At 71.7% G+C, this 20,752-nt stretch carries 16 protein-coding genes and 2 pseudogenes; 8 read left to right on the forward strand and 10 right to left on the reverse strand.

Annotation, left to right across the window (positions count from 1 at the left end; genetic code table 11):
- Nucleotides 1-28: 28 nt before the first annotated feature.
- Complete coding sequence (locus tag AC0KTA_RS09880; RefSeq protein ID WP_481054747.1) at nt 29-2,533, forward strand: McrB family protein; 2,505 nt, start codon at nt 29-31, stop codon at nt 2,531-2,533.
- Between the two features lies 1 nt (nt 2,534).
- Nucleotides 2,535-3,842 carry an McrC family protein gene (locus AC0KTA_RS09885; RefSeq protein WP_481054748.1) on the forward strand — a complete coding sequence of 436 codons (1,308 nt, stop codon included), beginning with the start codon at nt 2,535-2,537 and terminating at the stop codon, nt 3,840-3,842.
- A gap of 19 nt (nt 3,843-3,861) precedes the next feature.
- Here the strand turns inward: AC0KTA_RS09885 and AC0KTA_RS09890 are convergent.
- The 8 genes and pseudogenes from AC0KTA_RS09890 to AC0KTA_RS09925 form a co-directional block, all read right to left on the reverse strand.
- Nucleotides 3,862-4,872, reverse strand: a pseudogene (locus tag AC0KTA_RS09890) (chitinase); the annotation flags it as partial.
- 280 nt (nt 4,873-5,152) lie between these two features.
- The gene (locus tag AC0KTA_RS09895) at nt 5,153-5,659 is read right to left on the reverse strand and encodes a hypothetical protein (RefSeq protein ID WP_481054749.1); all 507 of its coding nucleotides are present in this window, start codon (nt 5,657-5,659) and stop codon (nt 5,153-5,155) included.
- A gap of 201 nt (nt 5,660-5,860) precedes the next feature.
- Complete coding sequence (locus AC0KTA_RS09900) at nt 5,861-7,282, reverse strand: NAD(P)/FAD-dependent oxidoreductase (RefSeq protein WP_481054750.1); 1,422 nt, start codon at nt 7,280-7,282, stop codon at nt 5,861-5,863.
- 23 nt (nt 7,283-7,305) lie between these two features.
- Entirely contained in the window at nt 7,306-8,127 is an 822-nt protein-coding gene (locus AC0KTA_RS09905) for an ABC transporter permease (protein ID WP_481054751.1), read from the reverse strand.
- Nucleotides 8,127-9,056 carry an ABC transporter permease gene (locus tag AC0KTA_RS09910; protein WP_481054752.1) on the reverse strand — a complete coding sequence of 310 codons (930 nt, stop codon included), beginning with the start codon at nt 9,054-9,056 and terminating at the stop codon, nt 8,127-8,129. The genes AC0KTA_RS09905 and AC0KTA_RS09910 overlap by 1 nt, the downstream gene beginning before the upstream one ends.
- Complete coding sequence (locus AC0KTA_RS09915) at nt 9,053-10,207, reverse strand: ABC transporter ATP-binding protein (RefSeq protein WP_481054753.1); 1,155 nt, start codon at nt 10,205-10,207, stop codon at nt 9,053-9,055. The genes AC0KTA_RS09910 and AC0KTA_RS09915 overlap by 4 nt, the downstream gene beginning before the upstream one ends.
- 49 nt (nt 10,208-10,256) lie before the next feature.
- The gene (locus AC0KTA_RS09920; protein WP_481054754.1) at nt 10,257-11,501 is read right to left on the reverse strand and encodes a polyamine ABC transporter substrate-binding protein; all 1,245 of its coding nucleotides are present in this window, start codon (nt 11,499-11,501) and stop codon (nt 10,257-10,259) included.
- Between the two features lie 92 nt (nt 11,502-11,593).
- Nucleotides 11,594-13,099, reverse strand: a complete 1,506-nt coding sequence (locus tag AC0KTA_RS09925) for a gamma-aminobutyraldehyde dehydrogenase (RefSeq protein ID WP_481054755.1) — start codon at nt 13,097-13,099, stop codon at nt 11,594-11,596.
- Between the two features lie 207 nt (nt 13,100-13,306).
- Here AC0KTA_RS09925 and AC0KTA_RS09930 point away from each other — a divergent pair, with 207 nt between their 5' ends.
- From AC0KTA_RS09930 to AC0KTA_RS09945, 4 genes are all read left to right on the forward strand, one after another.
- Complete coding sequence (locus tag AC0KTA_RS09930; protein WP_481054756.1) at nt 13,307-13,891, forward strand: NADAR family protein; 585 nt, start codon at nt 13,307-13,309, stop codon at nt 13,889-13,891.
- A gap of 665 nt (nt 13,892-14,556) precedes the next feature.
- Nucleotides 14,557-15,618, forward strand: coding sequence for an adenosine deaminase (locus AC0KTA_RS09935; RefSeq protein ID WP_481054757.1), 1,062 nt, complete (start codon nt 14,557-14,559; stop codon nt 15,616-15,618).
- A 78-nt stretch (nt 15,619-15,696) separates the two neighbouring features.
- Nucleotides 15,697-16,422, forward strand: coding sequence for a glycerophosphodiester phosphodiesterase (locus AC0KTA_RS09940; protein ID WP_481054758.1), 726 nt, complete (start codon nt 15,697-15,699; stop codon nt 16,420-16,422).
- Between the two features lie 152 nt (nt 16,423-16,574).
- On the forward strand, nt 16,575-17,342 hold the full coding sequence (locus tag AC0KTA_RS09945) for an SAM-dependent methyltransferase (protein ID WP_481056371.1): 768 nt from the start codon (nt 16,575-16,577) through the stop codon (nt 17,340-17,342).
- A gap of 28 nt (nt 17,343-17,370) precedes the next feature.
- Here the strand turns inward: AC0KTA_RS09945 and AC0KTA_RS09950 are convergent.
- Nucleotides 17,371-18,053 (reverse strand): annotated as a pseudogene (locus AC0KTA_RS09950) (NADPH-dependent F420 reductase).
- A gap of 108 nt (nt 18,054-18,161) precedes the next feature.
- Here AC0KTA_RS09950 and AC0KTA_RS09955 point away from each other — a divergent pair.
- Together AC0KTA_RS09955 and AC0KTA_RS09960 are read left to right on the forward strand one after the other, a co-directional pair.
- Nucleotides 18,162-18,524, forward strand: coding sequence for a winged helix-turn-helix transcriptional regulator (locus tag AC0KTA_RS09955; RefSeq protein ID WP_481054759.1), 363 nt, complete (start codon nt 18,162-18,164; stop codon nt 18,522-18,524).
- Nucleotides 18,525-18,676: 152 nt separating this feature from the next.
- A complete protein-coding gene (locus tag AC0KTA_RS09960) occupies nt 18,677-19,852 on the forward strand; it encodes a serine hydrolase domain-containing protein (protein WP_481054760.1) in 1,176 nt (391 codons plus the stop codon).
- Between the two features lie 78 nt (nt 19,853-19,930).
- Here AC0KTA_RS09960 and AC0KTA_RS09965 read toward each other — a convergent pair whose 3' ends face one another.
- A complete protein-coding gene (locus AC0KTA_RS09965) occupies nt 19,931-20,677 on the reverse strand; it encodes an SDR family NAD(P)-dependent oxidoreductase (RefSeq protein ID WP_481054761.1) in 747 nt (248 codons plus the stop codon).
- Nucleotides 20,678-20,752 lie beyond the last annotated feature (75 nt).

Here is a 20,752-nt window from a genome sequence, read left to right on the forward strand (position 1 = left end):
TCGCGGGATCACGGACAAGGGGGAACGCATGGCCGACGAGCCGGACCGGGTGGCCGTCACCTACGAGCGCGGGGACTACGCCCTCACCCGCTCCCCCGGCCACGTACTCCTGCCGGTCCACGGCCGCATGATCCACCACAACCCGGCCTGCCGCTACCTCACCGACTCCGGGACGCTGCCCCACTTCCCCGACCCCGACGGCCTGCTGTGGCGCCGCCTCATCGACTCCGCGCCCTCCCAGGACACCGCGGGCCGCGCCGCGTTCGCCAAGTCCATCGCCCTCACCGGCGGCAAGGGGCAACCGATCACAGGGGTGTGCGAGTGCGTGCTCATGCCCGTCTCGCCCACCCAGGCCGAGACGCTGCGGCCCTGGCCCCTGGACGAGGCTATCGCCGCCTTCGACCGGAAGCGGCACGCGCCGCTGCTCGCCGAGATGGCCGCCCAGGCCGAGGAGATCCGCCGGGCCTTCCCCTGGGAGGACTGGCCGACGCTGCCGCTGGAGCGGTTCGCGCTCGGGCTCGGCGACAGCGCGCAGACCAAGCCGTACTGCTACCTGGTGGAGTTCGGCACGAACGCGCTCGGCTCCATCGCGGGCGGCTCCGCGCGCAAGCACCTCATCTACTGGCGGAACCAGGACGGCAGTTGGTGGCACGACTCGCGGTACGCGAGCGCCGAGGAGGCCTGGGAGCAGGTGCGCGCCGGCATCGTCGAGGCGGTCACGGCCGCCCGCGAGGGCCGGATGGCCGACATCGACGCGATCGACGCGATCCGCTCGGGTCCGGCGCTTGTCGCCAAGACGCTGCGCGTGTACGCGCCCGAGGCGGCCCTCGCCCTCTACGCGCAGGGCTGGGTGCCGCACCTCGTCCAACGCCTGACCGGCGAGCCCGTGCCGAAGCTGGAGAGGTTCGCGCTGCAGGCCCGGCTCAAGGACGTCATCGACGCCGACGAGCGCTTCGCGGGCTGGTCGTACGACGAGGTCGTGACGTTCCTGTTCTGGTGGGCCGACCCGCACCGCACCCAGCAGATCGTCAAAATCGCCGCGGGCCGGGACGGGAGCCTGTGGGAGGCGTGCCGCGCGGGCGGCTACATCGCCGTCGGCTGGGACGAGGTCGGCGACCTGCGGGCGTACGCGGACAAGGACGAGTTCGCGGCCGCGTTCACGGCGGCGTACACCGAGCGCTACAACGGCCACCGGCCGAAGATCTCCGCGAAGGCCAACGAGGTGTGGAAGCTCCTGAGCCTGCGCCCCGGCGACCTCGTCGTCGCCAACACCGGCGCCAGCCAGGTGCTGAGCGTGGGCCGGGTGACGGACGAGGGCTATGTGTGGCGCGCGGACCTCGACGATCACCGGCACACCGTCGGTGTCGACTGGGACGACCGGTACGCCACACGCCTGGACGAGCCGGAGCGGTCCTGGGCGACCGTCACCGTCAAGGACGTGCCGGCCGCGCTGTGGACGAAGATCCGGCGCGCCAGGACCGCGGGACCGCGGGCGGACCGGGACGAGGCGGGGGCGGACGCCCTGCCGGAGGCCGCGGCGGCCGTCGCGCCGCAGCCTCTGGACGCCGAGCTGCGGACCGTCGCCGACGCCCTCGACCGGCGCGGCCAGGCCGTCCTGTTCGGCCCGCCCGGCACCGGCAAGACATACACCGCCCTGCGCTTCGCGGTGCGGTGGCTGGGCGAGCTGTCCGGCCTGCCGGACGTGGACGCGTACGCCGAGCCGGGCACACCGGCCTTCGGCGCGGCGCTCGACGCGCTCACGGCCGCCGGGCGTCTGACGACCGTGACGTTCCATCCGAGCTACGGGTACGAGGACTTCGTCGAGGGCTACCGGCCGGTGCGGGCGGGCGGCATCGACGGCCACGCGGGCGGGCTCGCCCTGGGCCTCACCGACGGCGTGTTCAAGCGCGTGTGCGCGGCCGCCGCGGCCGACCCGGGCCACCCCCACCTGGTCGTCGTGGACGAGCTGAACCGGGGCCATCTGCCCAAGATTCTCGGCGAGTTGGTGACCCTCCTGGAGAAGGACAAGCGGGGCCGCTCCGTCACGCTGCCGCTCAGCCAGGAACGCTTCACGATCCCGCCGAACGTGTACGTCATCGGCACCATGAACACCGCCGACCGCTCCATCCGCGCCCTGGACGCGGCCATCCGCCGCCGCTTCGCCTTCCTCGAACTCCTCCCGGACTCGGGGCCGTTGCAGGGCTGCCACGTCGAGCAGCTCCATCTGGCGGACCTGCTCGACGCCCTCAACCAGCGCATCCGCACCCACCTGGACCGCGAGAAGCAGATCGGGCACGCCTTCTTCCTGCCGGGCGGCGCGCCCGTCGACTCCGCCGCCGAGCTGGCCGCGATCGTCCGCAGCGAGATCCTGCCGCTGCTCCAGGAGTACGCGTACGACGACTACACCCTCCTCGCGGCCTTCCTGGGCGACGATCTCGTCGACTCCGGCACGCACACCCTGCGGGATCTGAGCGACGAGGGCCTGGTCGCGGCGCTGTACACGGAGCTCCAGGTCAAGGGCGGGTCGCAGTAGCGTGCCGCACCCATCGGGCAGCGCGCACAGACCCGTGGTGGCCGTGCGGGAGTACGGCACCGCGGTCGTCGACGGGGTCGAGCTCAGCGCCGCCGACCGCCGTCTGTGCGCCACCACCGCGCTCGCCGACCGGCTCTCCGTGCGCGAACTCGCGGGCGGGCGCCTGGAGTTGACGGCGTACCAGCACGTCGGGGTCATCCAGCTCGACGCCTGCGAGATCCGCGTCCGGCCCAAGCACCTGGGCGAGGACCTGGACGTCCTGCGGATGCTCACGTACGCCGCCGACGGCACCTGCCCGCCGCTGGACGCGCTCCGCACGGCCGCCGTGGGCGCCCCGAATCTGCGGGACCTGGTGGCGCTGCTCGTCACCGAGCACGCCGAGCGGCTGCTCGCACACGGCGTGCGCCGCGACTATGTGACGTTCGAGGAGGACCTGCCCTCGGTACGCGGACGGCTCCTCGTGGACCGTCAAGTGCTGCGCCACTACGGGCGGCTGGACCGGCTCGCCTGCCGTTTCGACGAGCACGACGCGGACATCCTCGACAACCGCCTGTGCGCGGCCGCCACCGACCTCGCCGCCCGCACGACCCGCGCCCCGGCCGTGCGGGCCAGGGCGCGGCGCGCGGCGGCGCAGTTCGCGCACCTCGCGCCGGGGCCGCTCGGCGACGTGCGGACGGCGCTCGCCGGGCTCGACCACCACCGGCACAACGTGCGCTACCGCGCCGCGCACCGCTGGGCCGCGCTGCTGCTCACCGGCGGCGGCATCGGGGACCTGTTCGCCACCGGGCCGCTGGCCTCGCGCGCGTTCCTCGTCGACATGAACGCCCTCTTCGAGTCCTTCACGACCCGGCTGCTCACGGACGCGGCGGCGGGCACCGGGTATGCCGTCCAGGACCAGTCCCGGCAGCGCGGCGTCCTGCACGACGAGCGCACCGGGTCGCCCTACAGCGAGGTCCGCCCGGACGTGATGATCACGGGCGCGGCCGTGCGCCTGCCGGTGGACGTCAAGTACAAGCTGTACGCCGCCGGCGCGCGCGGCGGGAAGCTGAGCACCGCCGACCTGTACCAGGCCTTCCTCTACGCGCACGCGCTCGCCCGGCAGCCGGAGGACCGCATGCCGACGTGTGTGCTCGTCCACCCCGGCGGGCCCGCGGCGCCCCGGGAGAGCGTCGCCGTGCGGCGGTGGGACGGCGCGACGTCGGCCCGGGTGCGGTCGCTGCCGCTGGATCTGCCGGGCGTGCTGCGGGAGTTGGGCGGGCCGGGGCGGGCGGAGGCGCTGGGGCGGGTGTGGGACCAGGTGCTGGCCTGACCCCACGCGTAGCCGTCGGCTAGCCGAAGTAGGCGTCGAAGTTCTTCGAGAACTCCCAGTTGTTGAAGCGGTCCCAGTTGATGGACCAGGTCATCAGGCCCTTCAGGGCGGGCCACTTGCCGTGGGGCTTGTAGGAGCCGCAGTTGGTGTTCTTGGTCAGGCAGTCCAGGGCCTTGTTGACCTCGCCCGTGGAGACGTGGCCGTTGCCCGCGTTCACCGAGGCGGGCATGCCGATGGCGATCTTCTCCGGGGGCAGCGGCGGGAAGACGTTGGCGGTGTTGCCCTTGACCGGGAAGCCGGCGAGCAGCATGTCGGTCATGGCGATGTGGAAGTCGGCGCCGCCCATCTGGTGGTACTGGTTGTCCAGGCCCATGATCGGGCCCGAGTTGTAGTCCTGGACGTGCAGCAGGGTGAGGTCGTCGCGCAGGGCGTGGATGACCGGGAGGTAGGCGCCCGCGCGCGGGTCGGCGCCCCACTGGCCGGGGCCGTAGTGCTGGTAGCCCAGCTGCACGAAGAACGTCTCCGGGGCCATGGTGAGCGTGAAGCCGGAGCCGTACTTGGCCTTGAGGGACTTCACGGCGGATATCAGGTTCACGATCACCGGGGTCGTGGGGTTCTTGAAGTCGGTGTCGTTGGCGTTCAGCGAGAGCGAGTGGCCCTCGAAGTCGATGTCGAGGCCGTCGAGGCCGTACTCGTCGATGATCGCGGAGGCCGACGAGACGAACGTGTCGCGGGCCTGCGTGGTGGTGAGCTGCACCTGTCCGTTCTGGCCGCCGATGGAGATGAGGACCTTCTTGCCCTGGGCCTGCTTGGCCTTGACGGCGGCCTTGAACTCGTCCTTGGTCTCGACGTTCGGGCACTCGGCTTTCGGGCAGAGGCTGAAGCGGATGTCGCCGGACGTGGCGGAGGTGGGCTCGCCGAAGGCCAGGTCGATGACGTCCCAGCTCGCGGGGACGTCGGCCAGGCGCGTGTAGCCGGAGCCGTTGGCGAAGCTCGCGTGCAGATAGCCGACGAGAGCGTGCGCGGGCAGCGCCTCGGCACGGGCCGGGGCGTCCTCGGGCCGCGGATCCGCCGCGCCGGGCGCGGCGAACAGGCCGGACGCCGCGAGCGCGAGAGCCGCCGCCGCGGTGAGAAGTCGGGGTCTGCGCAGGGCTGAGCCGAATCGTGAGCGGTCCACAACTGCCTCCGGCGGTGGGGGGATTGGGGAGGTGTTCGAGCGGGACGCGCTCAAGATGGTCCAGACCAATGCGGTTGTCAAGGTTTCGGGCAGCACCGCCTTCCGTCACGGAGGGCCCGTGACGGCACGCCGCTCACTCCTCTCCGCTTCCGGGGTCCGCACCGCTCCCGGTGCCCTCGGCGCCCTCGCCCTCGTCCCGCGCGAGGGACGCCGCCGCCTCGTGCATCGCGAGTTCCAGCAGGGCGGGGTCGACGAGCGTGCCGGATCCGTCGGGCGGGATCAGCCAGCGCACCCCGCCGGTGGACCGCCCGGGGAAGGGCACGACGATCCAGGTGCCGCGGCCCGCGCCGCGCACCCCCGTCCCCACCCACCGCGCGGCCGTCCCCGCGGGCACGAAGAACCCCATCCGGGAGTCGCCGAAGTCGGCGAGCACCGGACCCGGCCGGTCCACCACCCGGGTCAGCACGTCCAGCGTCGGGTAGCCCAGCTCGCCGGGCAGGATGAGCACGTCCCAGAGCCGGCCCGCGGGGAGCAGGGTGACCCCCAGGGGGTTGTGCTCCCACTCCCAGCGGCAGGCCTCCGGATCCGGCGCCACGGACACCAACCACTCAACCGCCGATTTAGGCCCCGAGCCCGTCATGGCACAACCTTCCTCTCGTGTGTCGCGGATACGCGTGTCACGAGGGAGAGGCGCCTTGGGGGCGAGCATTACGCGGGTTCGGCTACTGCGTGGTAGTGAAGCGGGTCACGCCGCGGAACGGGCGTACGCCGGTGGACTATGCCGCCGCTGCACAGGTCGCGTCCGTCGCGGGCGGCCGCCTCCACCGCCGCGACTGCCGCGTCAGCTGTCGAAGCCGAGTCCCATCCTGTCCATCGCCCGCAGCCAGACATTCCGCCGGCCGCCGTTCTCGTCGGCCCGCGCGAGCCCCCACTTGGTGAGCGTCACACCGGCCCAGGCGAACGGTTCGGGCGGGAACGGGAGCGGCTTGGAGCGGACCATCTCCAGCTCCGTGCGCTCCGTGCGCTCCCCCGCGAGCAGGTCCAGCATCACGTCGGCGCCGAACCGGGTGGCCCCGACACCGAGGCCCGTGTACCCGGCGGCGTACGCGACCCGATCCCCGTACGCCGTACCGAAGAACGCCGAGAAGCGCGAGCACGTGTCGATCGCGCCGCCCCACGCGTGCGTGAAGCGCAGCCCTTCCAACTGCGGGAAGCAGGTGAAGAAGTGCCCGGCGAGCTTGGCGTACGTCTCCGGGCGGTGGTCGTACTCGGCGCGCACCTTGCCGCCGAAGGGGTAGATCGCGTCGTACCCGCCCCACAGGATGCGGTTGTCCGCCGAGAGCCGGAAGTAGTGGAACTGGTTGGCCGCGTCGCCGAGGCCCTGGCGGTTCTGCCAGCCGATGGCGGCGAGCTGGTCCGGCTTGAGGGGCTCGGTCATGAGCGCGTAGTCGTACACCGGGACCGTGTACGGGCGCACGCGCTTGACCAGGGACGGGAAGACGTTCGTGCCGAGCGCGACCTGGCGGGCGAAGACCCGGCCGTAGGGCGTGCGGATCGCCATGCCGGCGCCGGGCGCGGCGAGTCGGAGGGCCGGGGTGTGTTCGTAGACGCGCACGCCGAGGTCGCGGCAGGCGCGCTTGAGGCCCCAGGCGAGCTTCGCCGGGTGCAGCATGGCGACGCCGTCGCGGTCGTAGAAGCCGCCGAGGAACGTGGGCGAGTTCACCTGCTTGCGCAGCTCGTCCTCGTCGAGCAGTTCGGTGCCGCCCGTGAGGCCGAGGGCGGCCATCTCCTCGTACATCTCGTGCAGTTCGGCGAGTTGGTGGGGCTGGGTGGCGACGTCGATCTCGCCGGTGCGCTCGAAGTCGCAGTCGATGCCATAGCGGGCGACGGCGGCCTCGATCCCGTCGAGGTTGCGGGCGCCGAGCTCCTCCAGCCGTGCGATCTCGTTCGGCCAGCGGGCCAGGCCGTTGGGCACGCCGTGGGTGAGGGAGGCGGCACAGAAGCCGCCGTTGCGGCCGGAGGCGGCCCAGCCGATCTCGCGGCCCTCGACGAGGACGACGTCACGGCCGGGGTCGCGTTCCTTGGCGATCAGGGCGGTCCACAGGCCGCTGTAGCCGCCGCCGACGACGAGCAGGTCGCAGTGCTCGTCGCCGACGAGGGCGGGTTCGGGGTCGGGCTTGCCGGGGTCGTCGAGCCAGAACGAGACCGGCTTGACTTCGGAGAGGGACTTGGTCCAGCGGCGGGTCATGGCGCCAGGGGCCATGATTTCCAACTCCTTCAGAGCTCTTACAGAGATTTCTTGGCGCGGCGCTTTCCGACGAGCATTCCTGCGAGTACGAGAACGACGGCGACGAGGAACATCGCCGTACCGATCACATTGATTTGAACGGGCGTACCCCGCTGCGCGGATCCCCAGACGAACATGGGGAACGTCACAGTCGATCCCGCGTTGAAGTTCGTGATGATGAAATCGTCGAAGGACAGCGCGAAGGCGAGCAGCGCGCCCGCCGCGATGCCGGGCGCCGCGATCGGCAGGGTGACCCGCAGGAACGTCTGCACCGGACCGGCGTAGAGGTCCTGGGCGGCCTGTTCCAGGCGCGGGTCCATGGACATCACGCGCGCCTTCACCGCCGTCACGACGAAGCTCAGGCAGAACATGATGTGCGCGATGAGGACGGTCCAGAAGCCCAGCTGCGCGCCCATGTTGAGGAACAGCGTGAGCAGCGAGGCGGCCATGACCACCTCGGGCATCGCCATCGGCAGGAAGATCAGCGAGTTGACGGCGCCGCGCGCCCGGAAGCGGTAGCGCACCAGCGCGAAGGCGATCATCGTGCCGAGCACGGTCGCGCCGAGCGTCGCCCAGAACGCGATCTGCAGGCTCAGCGACAGCGAGCCGCACATGTCGGCGACGCCGCAGGGATCTTTCCAGGCGTCCGTCGAGAACTCCTGCCAGGAGTAATTGAAACGGCCCTTCGGCTTGTTGAAGGAGAAGACCGTGACGACGACATTGGGGAGCAGGAGATAGGCGAGCGTGACGAGCCCGGCGAGGACGACGAGATTCCGGCGCAGCCAGCGGAAGAATGCCGAGATCGGAGAGAGAGCAGCCATCAGACGAGATCCTCCGTCCCCGACTTGCGGATGTAGAAGGTCACCATGAACAGGATCGCGGCCATCAGGATGAAGGACAGCGCGGCGGCCGTCGGGTAATCCAGGATCCGCAGGAACTGCGTCTGGATGACGTTGCCGACCATGCGCGTGTCGGTGGAGCCGAGCAGGTCGGCGTTGACGTAGTCGCCAGCCGCCGGGATGAAGGTGAGCAGCGTGCCGGAGACGACACCCGGCATGGACAGCGGGAACGTCACCTTGCGGAAGGTGGTGGAGGGCCGGGCGTAGAGGTCGCCCGCGGCCTCGTGCAGGCGGCTGTCGATGCGCTCCAGGGAGGTGTAGAGCGGCAGGATCATGAACGGCAGGAAGTTGTACGTCAGTCCGCAGATGACCGCGAGCGGGGTGGCGAGGACGCGGTCGCCGTCGGTGGCGCCGAGCCAGTTGGTGACGTCCAGGAGGTGCAGGCTGTTCAGGGCGCCGACGACCGGGCCGCCGTCGGCGAGGATCGTCTTCCACGCCAGCGTGCGGATGAGGAAGCTGGTGAAGAACGGCGCGATGACGAGGACCAGGATCAGATTGCGCCAGCGGCCCGCGCGGAACGCGATGAGGTAGGCCAGCGGGTAGCCGAGCAGCAGGCACAGGACCGTAGCGGCGCCCGCGTACAGGACCGAGCGCAGGAACTGCGGCCAGTAGTCGCCGAGCGCGTCCCAGTAGGTCGCGAAGTGCCAGGTGACCTTGTAGCCCTCTTCGAGGGAGCCGGTCTGCACGGACGTCGACGCCTGGTAGACCAGCGGCAGCGCGAAGAAGACGACGAGCCAGAGGATGCCGGGAAGCAGCAGCCAGTAGGGGACGAGCCGGCCGCGCTTGCGGGGCGGGCGCGCCGGGGGCGGGGCCTCGTCGGCGGGGGCCGGCGCCTTGGCGGGAGCGGTCACGCGTCCTCCTCGACCTTCTCGACGCCCGCTTCGGCGTCCTGGTCGGCGTCCAGGCCGAAGGTGTGCGCCGGGTTCCAGTGCAGGACGACGTCCGCGCCCGGGACGAGGCGGGGGTCGCGCTCGATGTTCTGCGCGTACACCTCGAAGGCGTCGCAGACGGGGCTGTTGACGACGTACTGCGTGGAGACGCCGATGAAGCTGGAGTCGGCGATGCGGCCGGTGATGCGGTTGCGGCCGTCGGGAATCGCGCCCGCGTCGTCGGCGTGCGTGAGCGAGATCTTCTCCGGGCGTACGCCGACGAGCACCGTGCCGCCGGTGGTGGCGGGCGCCGTACATCGCGCCTTGGGCAGCGTCAGCTTCCCGCCGCCCGCCTTGAGGACGATGTCGTCGCCGCTCACCTCCGCCACCTCGGCCGCTATGAAGTTCGACGTGCCGAGGAAGTTGGCGACGAACGTGGTGCGCGGGTTCTCGTAGAGGTCGGCGGGGGCGCCCTGCTGCTCGACGCGGCCGCCGTTCATCACAGCCACGGTGTCGGCCATCGTCATGGCCTCCTCCTGGTCGTGCGTGACGTGCACGAAGGTGATGCCGACCTCGGTCTGGATGCGCTTGAGCTCGAGCTGCATCTGGCGGCGCAGCTTGAGGTCGAGGGCGCCGAGCGGCTCGTCGAGGAGGAGCACCTTGGGGTGGTTGATGAGCGCGCGGGCCACGGCGACGCGCTGCTGCTGGCCGCCGGAGAGCTGGTGCGGCTTCTTGCGGGCCTGCTCGCCGAGCTGTACGAGGTCGAGCATCTCGCCGACCTGCTTCTTCACCGACTTGATGCCGCGCCGGCGCAGGCCGAAGGCGACGTTCTCGAAGATGTCGAGGTGCGGGAAGAGCGCGTACGACTGGAAGACCGTGTTCACCGGCCGCTTGTACGGCGGCAGCGCGGTGACGTCCTGTTCGCCGAGGCACACGGTGCCGCTGCTGGGCTCCTCCAGGCCGGCGATCATGCGCAGCGTGGTGGTCTTGCCGCAGCCGGAGGCGCCGAGCAGGGCGAAGAAGGAGCCCTGGGGCACGGTGAGATCGAGCGGGTGCACGGCGGTGAAGGAGCCGTAGGTCTTGCTGATGCCGCTGAGGCGTACGTCGCCGCCGTTTTCTGTAGCAGTCGTCATGTTGGCGTCCAGAGGAGGTCGAGGTGTACCGCTGTGGGCAGGGCGGGCGTCAGGAACCGGTGAGCTTCGCGAACTTCCCCTCGTACGCGGCCTCTTCCTTCGGGCTGAGGGAGCGGAACGCGTGGGACTTCGCGGCCATGGCCTTGTCGGGGATGATCAGCGGGTTGTCCGCCGCCTCGGGGTCGATCTTCGCCAGCTCGTCGCGGACGCCGTCCACGGGGCACACATAGTTGATGTAGGCGGCGAGGCGGGCCGCGGGCCCGGGCTCGTAGTAGTAGTCGATGAGCCGCTCGGCGTTGCGCTTGTGGCGCGCCTTGTTGGGGACCAGCAGGTTGTCCGTCGAGGTCAGGTAGCCGCTGTCCGGGATGGCGAACTCGATGTCGGGGTTGGAGAGTTTGAGCTGGACGACGTCCCCGGCCCAGGCCACGCACGCGGCGAGGTCGCCCTTGTCGAGGTCGGCGGTGTAGTCGTTGCCGGTGAAGCGGCGGATCTGCTTCTTGTCGACGGCCTTCTGCAGCCGCGCGACGGCCGCGTCGAAGTCGTCGTCGGAGAACTTCGCGGGGTCCTTGCCGAGGTCGAGCAGCACCATCCCCATGGAGTCGCGCATCTCGGACAGGAACCCCACCCGCCCCTTGAGCTTCGGCTCGTCCAGGAGCTGCGACACCGAGGTGATCTTCTCGCCGTCGGTCGCCTTCTTGTTGTACGCGATGACGGTGGAGATGCCGGTCCAGGGGTACGAGTAGGCGCGCCCGGGGTCCCAGTCGGGCGAGCGGAACTGGGCGGACAGGTTGGCGTAGGCGTGCGGCAGCTGGGCCGGGTCGAGCTTCTGCACCCAGCCGAAGCGGATCAGGCGGGCGGCGAGCCAGTCCGTGACGCAGATCAGGTCGCGGCCGGTGTCCTGCCCGGCGGCGAGCTGGGGTTTGATCTTCCCGAAGAACTCGTTGTTGTCGTTGATGTCCTCGGTGTACTTGACCTTGATCCCGGTGCGCGCGGTGAACGCGTCGAGGGTCGGGCGCCGCTCCTTCTTGTCGACGTCCATGTACTCGGTCCAGTTGGAGAAGTTGACGCGCTTCTCCTTGTCCGAGCGGTCGTCGGCGGCGATGCCGCCCTCGCCCTTGCCCGCCGCGGGGATGCCGCACGCGCTCAGGGCGCCGAGCCCGCCCGCGGCGAGCACGCCGCCGCCGGAGGCGCGCAGCAGCGAACGGCGGGTGAGCGCGGCCCGGCCGCTCCTCAGACTGCGGTGCATGGCGGCCAGTTGGGCCGGGGAGAGGCTGTCGGGCTCGTACTGCTCCATGCGCTTTTCTGCCCTTTCGGGAGGGTGGAGGGGCGGGTGCCGCCGGTCACGCGGCGCCCGCTTCCGTGTTGTCCACGGTTTCCACGGTCCGGCTATCGGTCCCCGAAGATCGTGCGGTGCCAGTCCTTCCTCGCCACCGCGGTGTTGTCGAACATGACGTGCTTGATCTGGGTGTACTCCTCGAAGGAGTAGGCGGACATGTCCTTGCCGTAGCCGGACGCCTTGTATCCGCCATGCGGCATCTCGCTGAGGATCGGGATGTGGTCGTTGACCCACACGCAGCCGGCCTTGATCTCGCGGGTCGCGCGGTTGGCGCGGAAGACATCCCGCGTCCAGGCGGAGGCGGCGAGCCCGTAGGGGGTGTCGTTGGCGAGCCGGATGCCCTCGGTGTCGGAGTCGAAGGGCAGCACGACGAGGACGGGGCCGAAGATCTCCGCCTGCACGGCCTCGCTGTCCTGCGCGGCGTCCGCGATGAGGGTGGGCCGGTAGAACGCCCCGGGGTGGTCGGGCGCCTCGCCGCCGGTGATCACGCGCGCGTAGGAGCGGGCCCGGTCGACGAAGGCGGCGACGCGGTCGCGGTGCGCGTGCGAGATGAGTGGGCCCAGGTCGGTGGCCGGGTCGAAGGGGTCGCCGAGCCGCACGGTCGCCATGAGGTCGGCGACGCCCGCCACGAAGGCGTCGTACAGGGGGCGCTGTACGTACGCGCGCGTGGCGGCCGTGCAGTCCTGGCCGGTGTTGATCAGGGCGCCCGCGACGGCGCCGTGCACGGCGGCCTCCAGGTCGGCGTCGTCGAACACGACGAAGGGCGCCTTGCCGCCGAGTTCCAGGTGGAGCCGCTTGACGGTGGCGGTGGCGACCTCGGCGACGCGCTTGCCCACTCCGGTGGACCCGGTGAAGGAGGTCATGACGACATCGGGGTGCCCGACGAGGTGCTCACCGGCGTCCCGGCCCGCCCCCGTGACGATGTTGACGACGCCGTCGGGGATCCCGGCCGCGGTGGCGGCCTGCGCGAACATCAGCGAGGTGAACGGCGTCAGCTCGGACGGCTTCAGGACGATGGTGTTGCCGGCCGCGATGGCCGGGAGCACCTTCCAGGCGGCCATCTGGAGCGGGTAGTTCCAGGGCGCGATGGAGCCGACGACGCCGATGGGTTCGCGGCGTACGTACGAGGTGTGGTCGCCGCCGTCGTACTCCCCCGCGGACTGGCCCTGGAGGTGGCGGGCCGCGCCCGCGAAGAAGGCGGTGTTGTCGACGGTCCCCGGCACGTCGAACTCGCGGCTCAGCTTGATCGGCTTGCCGCACTGCAGGGACTCCGCCTGCGCGAGGTCCTCGGCGCGGGCGGAGAGCTCCGCGGCGAAGCGGTGCATGGCGTCGGAGCGCTCACCGGGGCTCGCGGCCGACCAGCCGTCGTACGCGCACGCGGCGGCGGCGACGGCGGCGTCCACGTCCTTCGGGCCCGCGAGCTCGTAGGTGAGGACCTCGTCGCCCGTGGCCGGATCCACCACCGCGTGGGTGCGTCCCGAGGTGCCCTGGGTGAGGCGTCCCGCGATGTACTGGGCGCCGTCCGCGAAACGGTCCCGCGCCTGGAATGTGTGCATGACGCTCTCCTCCGCCGGCCGCCCCGTCCCGAGAGGGCCGGCGTAGTTCCAGATCGATTTGAGTGCCGATCCTGACAGGGGGTCGATGGTCCAGCAAGTGATTCCGTTGTTGCCTTTTGGTTACGCGACGGAATCTGTCGACCAGGTGTCGAGTCGGCCTTGAAATTGGGGGACGGAGTGTCAGTGGTGCGTGCCAGGGTGGCGTGCATGAACGACGAGGTGGGGACCGCGGAGGCGGACACGGCGGGGATTCGCTCGGTGGAGTCATTGGTGTCCGCGGTGCGGGCGGGGCGGCGGCTGAAGTATCTGTACTTCTGGGGGCACGCCCCGCGCCGTGACGGCACGCTCGGGGCGAGCTGTTTCAGCCAGTGGTGGCCCTCGCCGTTCACCTCCGACGGCGTCGTGTATGCCACGGCCGAGCACTGGATGATGGCCGAGAAGGCCCGCCTCTTCGGGGACGCGGAGGCCGAGCGGGCGGTGCTTTCGGCGCGGACGCCCGCCGAGGCGAAGCGGGCGGGGCGCCTTGTGCGGGGCTTCGATGAGGGTGTGTGGGCGCGGGAGCGGTTCCGTGTCGTCGTCGAGGGCTCAGTGCGGAAGTTCTCCTCGGACGAGGCGCTTCTTGCCTACCTCGTCGGTACGGGGGAGCGGGTGCTGGTCGAGGCGAGCCCCGTCGACCCCGTGTGGGGGGTCGGTCTCGCCGCCGACGATCCGCGCGTCGGGGATCCCGCGGGGTGGCGGGGGCTGAACCTCTTGGGGTTCGCGCTCATGGCTGCGCGGGAGCGGTTGCGCTGACGGTTCTGTCCTGGCCCGCCGCTCCGCGGCGGAAATCTCCCACCCGCCCGCCCGTTTACTGGCACAACGGGCTTCGGGCCGCAGCCGAGCCGCCCGCTGCCCGAACGCACCAGGCAGGCCGAGCTTCCGGTGCCACTTGAGCTTGTCCGGCGTCGACGGACTGGGTGGGTGGGTGGGTACGTGGCGCATACGGAGCACTCGCGCCACTGCCTGCGCCTGCTGCGGACGCTCCACTCGCACCGCTCCCGGCCCTGAGCGCCTGGCCCGCCCCCGCACCCCCCGCTCCCAGCCGTGGACAACTGACCCGACCCCGCACCCCCCGTTCCCAGCCGTGGACAACTGACCCGACCCCGCACCCCCCGTTCCCAGCCGTGGACAGCTGGCCCGACCCCGCACCCTCCGTTCCCTGCTATGGACAGCTGCGCCGACCCCGCACCCTCCGTTCCGCGCTGTGGGCAGCTGGGCCGCCAGGGGCGGCACGGGTGGGCACAGCCCAGGTCGGCGGTGCCGATACGGCGTGGGGAGGGGTGCGCCTCAGGCCAACGGTCACCGGCAATGTGTGGGGTGCCCAGGAACCCCCCGGAGGGGCGCGTCCTACGATGATCCTCGGCCCCCGCGGGGGCCACCCGATCAGCCGATCACACCGTGTTCCCGGGGAGGAACCCATGACCGACCACCGCACAACCCCCGCCGCCCAGGCGCAGACGCCCACGTTCATCGCAGGCCTGCCCAAGGCCGAACTCCACGTCCACCACGTCGGCTCAGCCTCCCCCCGCATCGTCTCGGCCCTGGCCGCCCGCCACCCCGACTCCAAGGTCCCCACGGACATAGAGGCGCTGGCGGACTACTTCACGTTCACGGACTTCGCCCACTTCATCCAGGTCTACCTCTCCGTGGTCGACCTGATCCGCACCCCGGACGACGTCCACCTCCTCACCTTCGAGGTGGCCCGCGAACTGGCCCGCCAGAACGTCCGCTACGCCGAGCTCACGCTCACCCCGTTCTCCTCCACCCGCCGAGGCATCGAGGAGCGCGCCTTCATGGCCGCCATCGAGGACGCCCGCAAGACCGCCGAGTCCGAGCTCGGCATCGTCCTGCGCTGGTGCTTCGACGTCCCCGGCGAGGCGGGCCTGGACGCGGCCGAGGAGACGGTGCGGCTGGCCACGACGGACGGCATCCGCCCGGAGGGCCTGGTGTCCTTCGGCCTCGGCGGCCCCGAAATCGGCGTACCCCGCCCGCAGTTCAAGCCGTACTTCGACCGCGCCATCGCCGCCGGCCTGCACTCGGTGCCGCACGCGGGCGAGACCACCGGCCCGGAGACGGTCTGGGACGCGCTCACGCATCTGCGCGCCGAGCGCATCGGGCACGGCACCAGTTCCGCCCAGGACCCCGAGCTCCTCGCCCACCTCGCGGAGCACGGCATCCCCCTGGAGGTCTGCCCCACCTCCAACATCGCCACCCGCGCGGTCAGGACCCTCGACGAGCACCCGATCAAGCAGTTCGTGGACGCGGGCGTCACCGTCACGATCAACTCCGACGACCCGCCGATGTTCGGCACGGACCTCAACAACGAGTACGCCGTCGCCGCCCGCCTCCTCGCCCTCGACGAGCGCGGCATCGCCGACCTCGCGAAGAACGCCGTCGAGGTGTCCTTCCTGGACGCGGCCGGCAAGGAGCGGATCAAGGCGGAGATCGACTCGTACACGGAGAACTGGCTGGCCTCCTGACGGAGACGGCACAAGCCCCCTGACCCGGAGGCGGCCCGGAAGCAGCACCTCCGGGCCGCCTCCGGCCACAATGGGCCCATGCGCACCGTGACCGCCGTGGCCCACCGAGGCGACCCCTACCGCGTCCGCGAGAACACCCTCCCCTCCCTGCGCTCGGCGCTCGACCGGGGCGCGGACGCGGTGGAGATCGACGTCCGCCTGACCCGTGACGACGTACCCGTGCTGCTGCACGACGCGAGCCTCGACCGGCTCTGGGAGCACGAGCGGCCGCTCGCCGCGCTGTCCGCGGACGAGGTGCACGGGCTGACCGGCGGCGGCGTGCCCACCCTCGAAGCGGCCCTCAAGGAAACGGCGGGACACCGCGTCCTCGTGGACCTGCCGGGGGCCACCCCCGCGGCCGTACGCACGATCGTCGGCGTCGTCGCCGACTGCGGGGCCGCCGACCGGACGTACTACTGCGCGGGCCCCGAAGCGATGCTTGCCGTGCGCGCCGCGGACCCGGCCGCGGAGATCTCCCTCACCTGGAAATCCCTCGCCCCGCCCCGCCCGGCGCTACTCGCCGCGATCGCCCCGCGCTGGCTCAACTACCGCTTCGGCCTGGTGAGTCGGGAGCTGGCCGACCGGGTGCACGCCGATGGGCTGCTGATCTCCGCATGGACCGCCGACACCCGCCGGACCATGCGTAAGCTCATCTCCCACGGGGTGGACTCGATCACCACCAACCGCGTGGACGCACTCGCCGCCGAGCTGTCCCGACGGCCCCGGCGGCAGGGTCAGCAGACGGGGAAGGAACCTCACGGGTGAGCGCACAGAACGCAGCAGACGAAGCAGGCGCGGCGAACGCACGGGACACGTACGACGGCACGAGCGACGGCACGAGCGACGGCACGAGCGACGGCACGAGCGACGGCACGAGCGACGGCACGAGCGACGGCACCAACAGAAGTACCGGCCGCATTCGCACCGACGTGGCGCACAACGCCCGCGTGTGGAACTACTGGCTGGGCGGCAAGGACAACTACCCGGTGGACCGCGCGGTCGGCGAGCAGGTCGTCGAGATGTTCCCCGGCATCGGCGAAGTGGCCCGCGCGGACCGGGCGTTCCTCGGCCGGGCGGTGTCCCACTTGGTGGGCGACGCGGGCATCCGTCAGTTGCTGGACATCGGCACCGGCCTGCCCACGGGCGACAACACCCACGAGGTGGCGCAGCGCCTCGCGCCCGAGGCCCGCGTCGTGTACGTCGACAACGACCCGATCGTCCTGGCCCACGCGCACGCGCTGCTCACCAGCTCGCCGGAGGGCGTGACCACGTACATCGACGAGGATGCCCGCAACGCGCGGCGGATCATAGAGACCGCCGCCGAGACGCTCGACTTCACGCGCCCGGTCGCCGTGATGCTGCTCGGCATCCTGAACTTCATCCCGGACACCGAGGAGTGCCGAGGGATCGTACGGACCCTCATGGACGCGGTGCCGTGCGGCAGTTACCTGGTCCTGACCCACCCCACCCTGGACGCCGACGTCGGCGGCGCTGGCAATCAGCCGGCCATGGACTTCTGGAACGCCAACGCGACGCCCCCGATCACCGGCCGCACCCGCGCGGAGTTCCTGTCCTTCCTGGAGGGCATGGAACTCCTGGAGCCGGGCGTCGAGTCCTGCTCCCGCTGGCGCTTCCCGGAGGCGGCCCCGGTCCCCCAGTTCGGTGCGGTGGGCCGCAAACCGTAAGCCCCGGCCCCGCCTGGTCCGCCCCCCGTTAGTCCGACTCCCCCGTCACCAGGCCGACCGGCGGCACGATCGCCTGCGCGTCCACGCCCGCGCCCACCCACAGCCCGATCAGCAGCGCGGCCGTCGCCTCCACCAGGCCGGCCCGGCCGAGCCCGCCCGCGTCGTACGGCTCGCAGCCGATGTCCCGCACCAGTTCGCGTACGACGTCCAGCGCGTCCTCGTCGTCGCCGCACACCGGCACCGCGAGCGGCCGCCCGCCGAACACGGGCGGCGCGAGGCGCCACACGCTCTCGTGGCACAGGTTGAACGCCTTCACCACGCGGGCGCCGGGCGCGGCGGCGGCGAGCCGTTCGGCGGCGGAAGGACCGCCCTCCGTCAGCAGCGCGAAGCCCGCCCCCACCGGATTGCCGCAGTCCACCAACACCCGCCCGCGCAGGGCGGCTTCGAGCCCGCGGACCACGTCGGCCCCGGCCTCGTACGGCAGCGCGGAGAGCACCGCGCCGTCCCCGAAGTCGGCCGCCGCGCGCAGCGAGCCGTGGCCCGCCGCGCCGATCCGCCCGGCGAGCGCCGCCGCACGGCCCTCGTCCCGCCCGCCGACGAACACCTCGTGCCCCGCGCGGACCCTCCCCCAAGCTCTTAATGAGCAGGGGGTACCCCCTCACCGCCCAGGGCGGCGGCCATGTCCCCGGTTCCAAGTACCCCTATACGCATGCGTGTTCCTGCCGTTCCTGTCGGTCGTCCGGCCCCGGCGGCCGGTACGGAACGACAGTAGAAAGGCGCTCGGGCACCGATCGGTAAGTCTCGGGGCACCATGGGGCTGTGACGTCTCACGAACCGACCGACCTGCTGGCCGACTGCCGGGCCCGCCTCGCCTTCGACCTGCTCGCCAACACCTGGAACCCCGTCGCGCTCTGGGCGCTGCGGCACGGCCCGATGCGCCCCCGCGAACTGCGGGGGCGCATCGGCGGCATCAGCCCCAAGATCCTGACGGAGACGCTGCGCCGCCTGGAGTACCACGGCCTGGTGATCCGGCACGCGTACGCCGAGTCGCCACCCCGCGTCGAGTACGGGCTCACCGCGCTCGGCCGGGCGCTGATCGCGCCGATCGAGACGCTCGCCGCCTGGGCCTACGAGCACGGGGACGAGGTCCTGGCGGCGCAGGACAGCGCCGACGCCCCTTAGGGGACTTCCCCGTCAACTCCCCCGAGAAGGACAGAGGTCACCCCGGAGCGAACCCCCGGGTCGGCCCCCCTCCTCAGTGACGATCCACCCCGCGCGCGCCTCCCGAAGGATGAGGTCTACACCAGACACTCACCCCTTCCCCGGAGCAGCCCATGCGCAGACGTTCCAGCACCTCCGCCGCGCTCGCCACCGCCCTGGCCCTCGGCATCACCGCCGCCGCCACGGCGCCCGCCCTCGCCGACGCGCCCCCGGCCGTCGCCACCCGCACCCCGGGCCCCGACGCCAAGGCCCTGCGGGCCGCGATCGCGGGGCTTCCGGACGCCGAGGCGACCGCCGCCCTGGTGCGGGTCGGCGGCAACAACGGGAAGTGGCGGGGCAGTTCGGGCGTGCGGGATGTGGTGTCGGGGCGCGCCGCCGATCCGGACGGGCGGTTCCGGGCCGGGTCCACCACGAAGGTGGTGACGGCGGCCGTCGTGCTGCAGCTCGCCGCCGAGGGCGAGGTCGACCTCGGCGCACCCGTGCAGCGCTACCTGCCGGACCTCTTCGCGCCGAACGCGGACGCCTTCCGGAAGCCCGTCTCCGTACGCCAACTCCTCAACCACACCAGCGGGTTGCGGCCGGGCCGCGCCACCGGCGAGACCTTCGCGGAGCTGTACGCGCACCGCTTCGAGACGCTCACCCCGCAGGAGGTCGCCGCCACGTCGATCGCGAAGGGACCCGCGTACGCCCCGGGCGTCAAGCAGGAGTACCTGGGCATCAACTACACGCTTCTCGGGCTGCTGATCGAGAAGGTCACGGGGCACACGTACGAGAGCGAGGCCACCCGGCGCGTCCTGAAGCGCGCGGGCATGCGGCACTCCTCCTTCCCCGGCACGGATCCGCGCATCCACGGCCCGCACAACCGCGGCTACCAGGCCGTGCGGGAGCCCGGCGGCGGGACGCGGCTGGTCGACGTCACCGAGTGGAACCAGCGGGACCGCTTCGCGGGCGGCGACATGATCTCCACGACAGCCGACCTGGAGCGGCTGACCATCGCGCTGTTCAGGGGCAGGATCGTGCCGAAGCCGCAGCTGGAGGAGATGTTCACGGTGCCGTCCGGCATCGAGGGCGCCACGATGAGCGCGGGGCTGCAGCGGCACGCCGCGCCCGACGGCCGGGTCGTCTGGCTCAAGACCGGCAGCCGGCACGGCTACAGCTCGATCATGGCCGCCAGCCGGAACCTGGACACCGTCCTCGTCTACTCCGTCAACTCCACCGACGCCAAGGGCGAGGACATGAACGCGGTGATCCAGCGCATCGTCGCGGCGGCGCTCAAGGTCGGCGGCTGACCGCCCGCCCGCGGGCCGGAGCCTTCGCGGGCCGGAGCCTTTGCGGGCCGGCGGTCATCCGGCCGCGGGCGGCGCGGCCTACGCGTTGGTCCCGGCGTCCACCGTGATCTCCGTCCCCGTGACGGTGCGCCCGCCCGGCCCCACCAGGTGGGCCACCGTCGCGGCGATGTCGTCCGCGTGCGAGTAGTGGCCGAGAGCGGAGAGGCCGCGCTGGAAGTCCGCCGAGCCGCCGTCGGCCGGGTTCATGTCCGTGTCCGTCGAGCCCGGGTGCACGGCGTTGACGGTGATGCCGCGGGGGCCGAACTCGCGGGCGAGGGCCTTGGTGAAGCCGCTCAGCGCGGACTTGCTCATCGAGTACAGGACGATGCCGGGGAACGGCGCCCGCAGCGCGAGGTTGCTGCCGATGCTCACGATGCGGCCGCCCTCCGGCAGGTGCGCCGACGCGGCCTGGGCACCCACGAACGCGGCGCGGGCGTGAATGGCGAGGACGCGGTCCAGCTCCTCCTGCGTGACCTCCTCGATGGGTCCTGACGGGAACACGCCCGCGTTGTTGACCAGAATGTCCAGGCCGCCCAGCTCGGCGGCCGTGCGCTCCACGGCGTCCCGCACCGCGCCCGCGTCCGCCGCGTCCGCCTCGATGGCAACCGCCCGCCGGCCCGCGGCCTCCACCTCGGCGACGACGGCCTGGGCCTTCGCCTTCCCGGCCGGGCTCACATAGGTGAACGCCACATCGGCCCCGTCCCGCGCCAGGCGCCGCACGATCGCCGCCCCGATTCCCCTGCTGCCGCCGGTCACCAGCGCTGCCTTGCCCAGGAGGTCCGTCATCCCCAGCCTCAAATCTCTCGCGTACGTCAGTCCCGCCGACTTCTGTGTCGATCGGCACAGAAACATTCACACAGG

Source organism: Streptomyces sp. Y309 (assembly GCF_056712025.1).

Bases quoted from the DNA above. Each gene is read 5' to 3' on its own strand.
- AC0KTA_RS09935 (WP_481054757.1), top strand. From the start codon at position 14,557: ATGACCGACCACCGCACAACCCCCGCCGCCCAGGCGCAGACGCCCACG.
- AC0KTA_RS09960 (WP_481054760.1), top strand. From the start codon at position 18,677: ATGCGCAGACGTTCCAGCACCTCCGCCGCGCTCGCCACCGCCCTGGCC.
- AC0KTA_RS09920 (WP_481054754.1), bottom strand. From the start codon at position 11,501: ATGGAGCAGTACGAGCCCGACAGCCTCTCCCCGGCCCAACTGGCCGCC.
- AC0KTA_RS09915 (WP_481054753.1), bottom strand. From the start codon at position 10,207: ATGACGACTGCTACAGAAAACGGCGGCGACGTACGCCTCAGCGGCATC.
- AC0KTA_RS09940 (WP_481054758.1), top strand. From the start codon at position 15,697: ATGCGCACCGTGACCGCCGTGGCCCACCGAGGCGACCCCTACCGCGTC.
- AC0KTA_RS09895 (WP_481054749.1), bottom strand. From the start codon at position 5,659: ATGACGGGCTCGGGGCCTAAATCGGCGGTTGAGTGGTTGGTGTCCGTG.
- AC0KTA_RS09880 (WP_481054747.1), top strand. From the start codon at position 29: ATGGCCGACGAGCCGGACCGGGTGGCCGTCACCTACGAGCGCGGGGAC.
- AC0KTA_RS09965 (WP_481054761.1), bottom strand. From the start codon at position 20,677: ATGACGGACCTCCTGGGCAAGGCAGCGCTGGTGACCGGCGGCAGCAGG.
- AC0KTA_RS09905 (WP_481054751.1), bottom strand. From the start codon at position 8,127: ATGGCTGCTCTCTCTCCGATCTCGGCATTCTTCCGCTGGCTGCGCCGG.
- AC0KTA_RS09925 (WP_481054755.1), bottom strand. From the start codon at position 13,099: ATGCACACATTCCAGGCGCGGGACCGTTTCGCGGACGGCGCCCAGTAC.
- AC0KTA_RS09930 (WP_481054756.1), top strand. From the start codon at position 13,307: ATGAACGACGAGGTGGGGACCGCGGAGGCGGACACGGCGGGGATTCGC.
- AC0KTA_RS09900 (WP_481054750.1), bottom strand. From the start codon at position 7,282: ATGGCCCCTGGCGCCATGACCCGCCGCTGGACCAAGTCCCTCTCCGAA.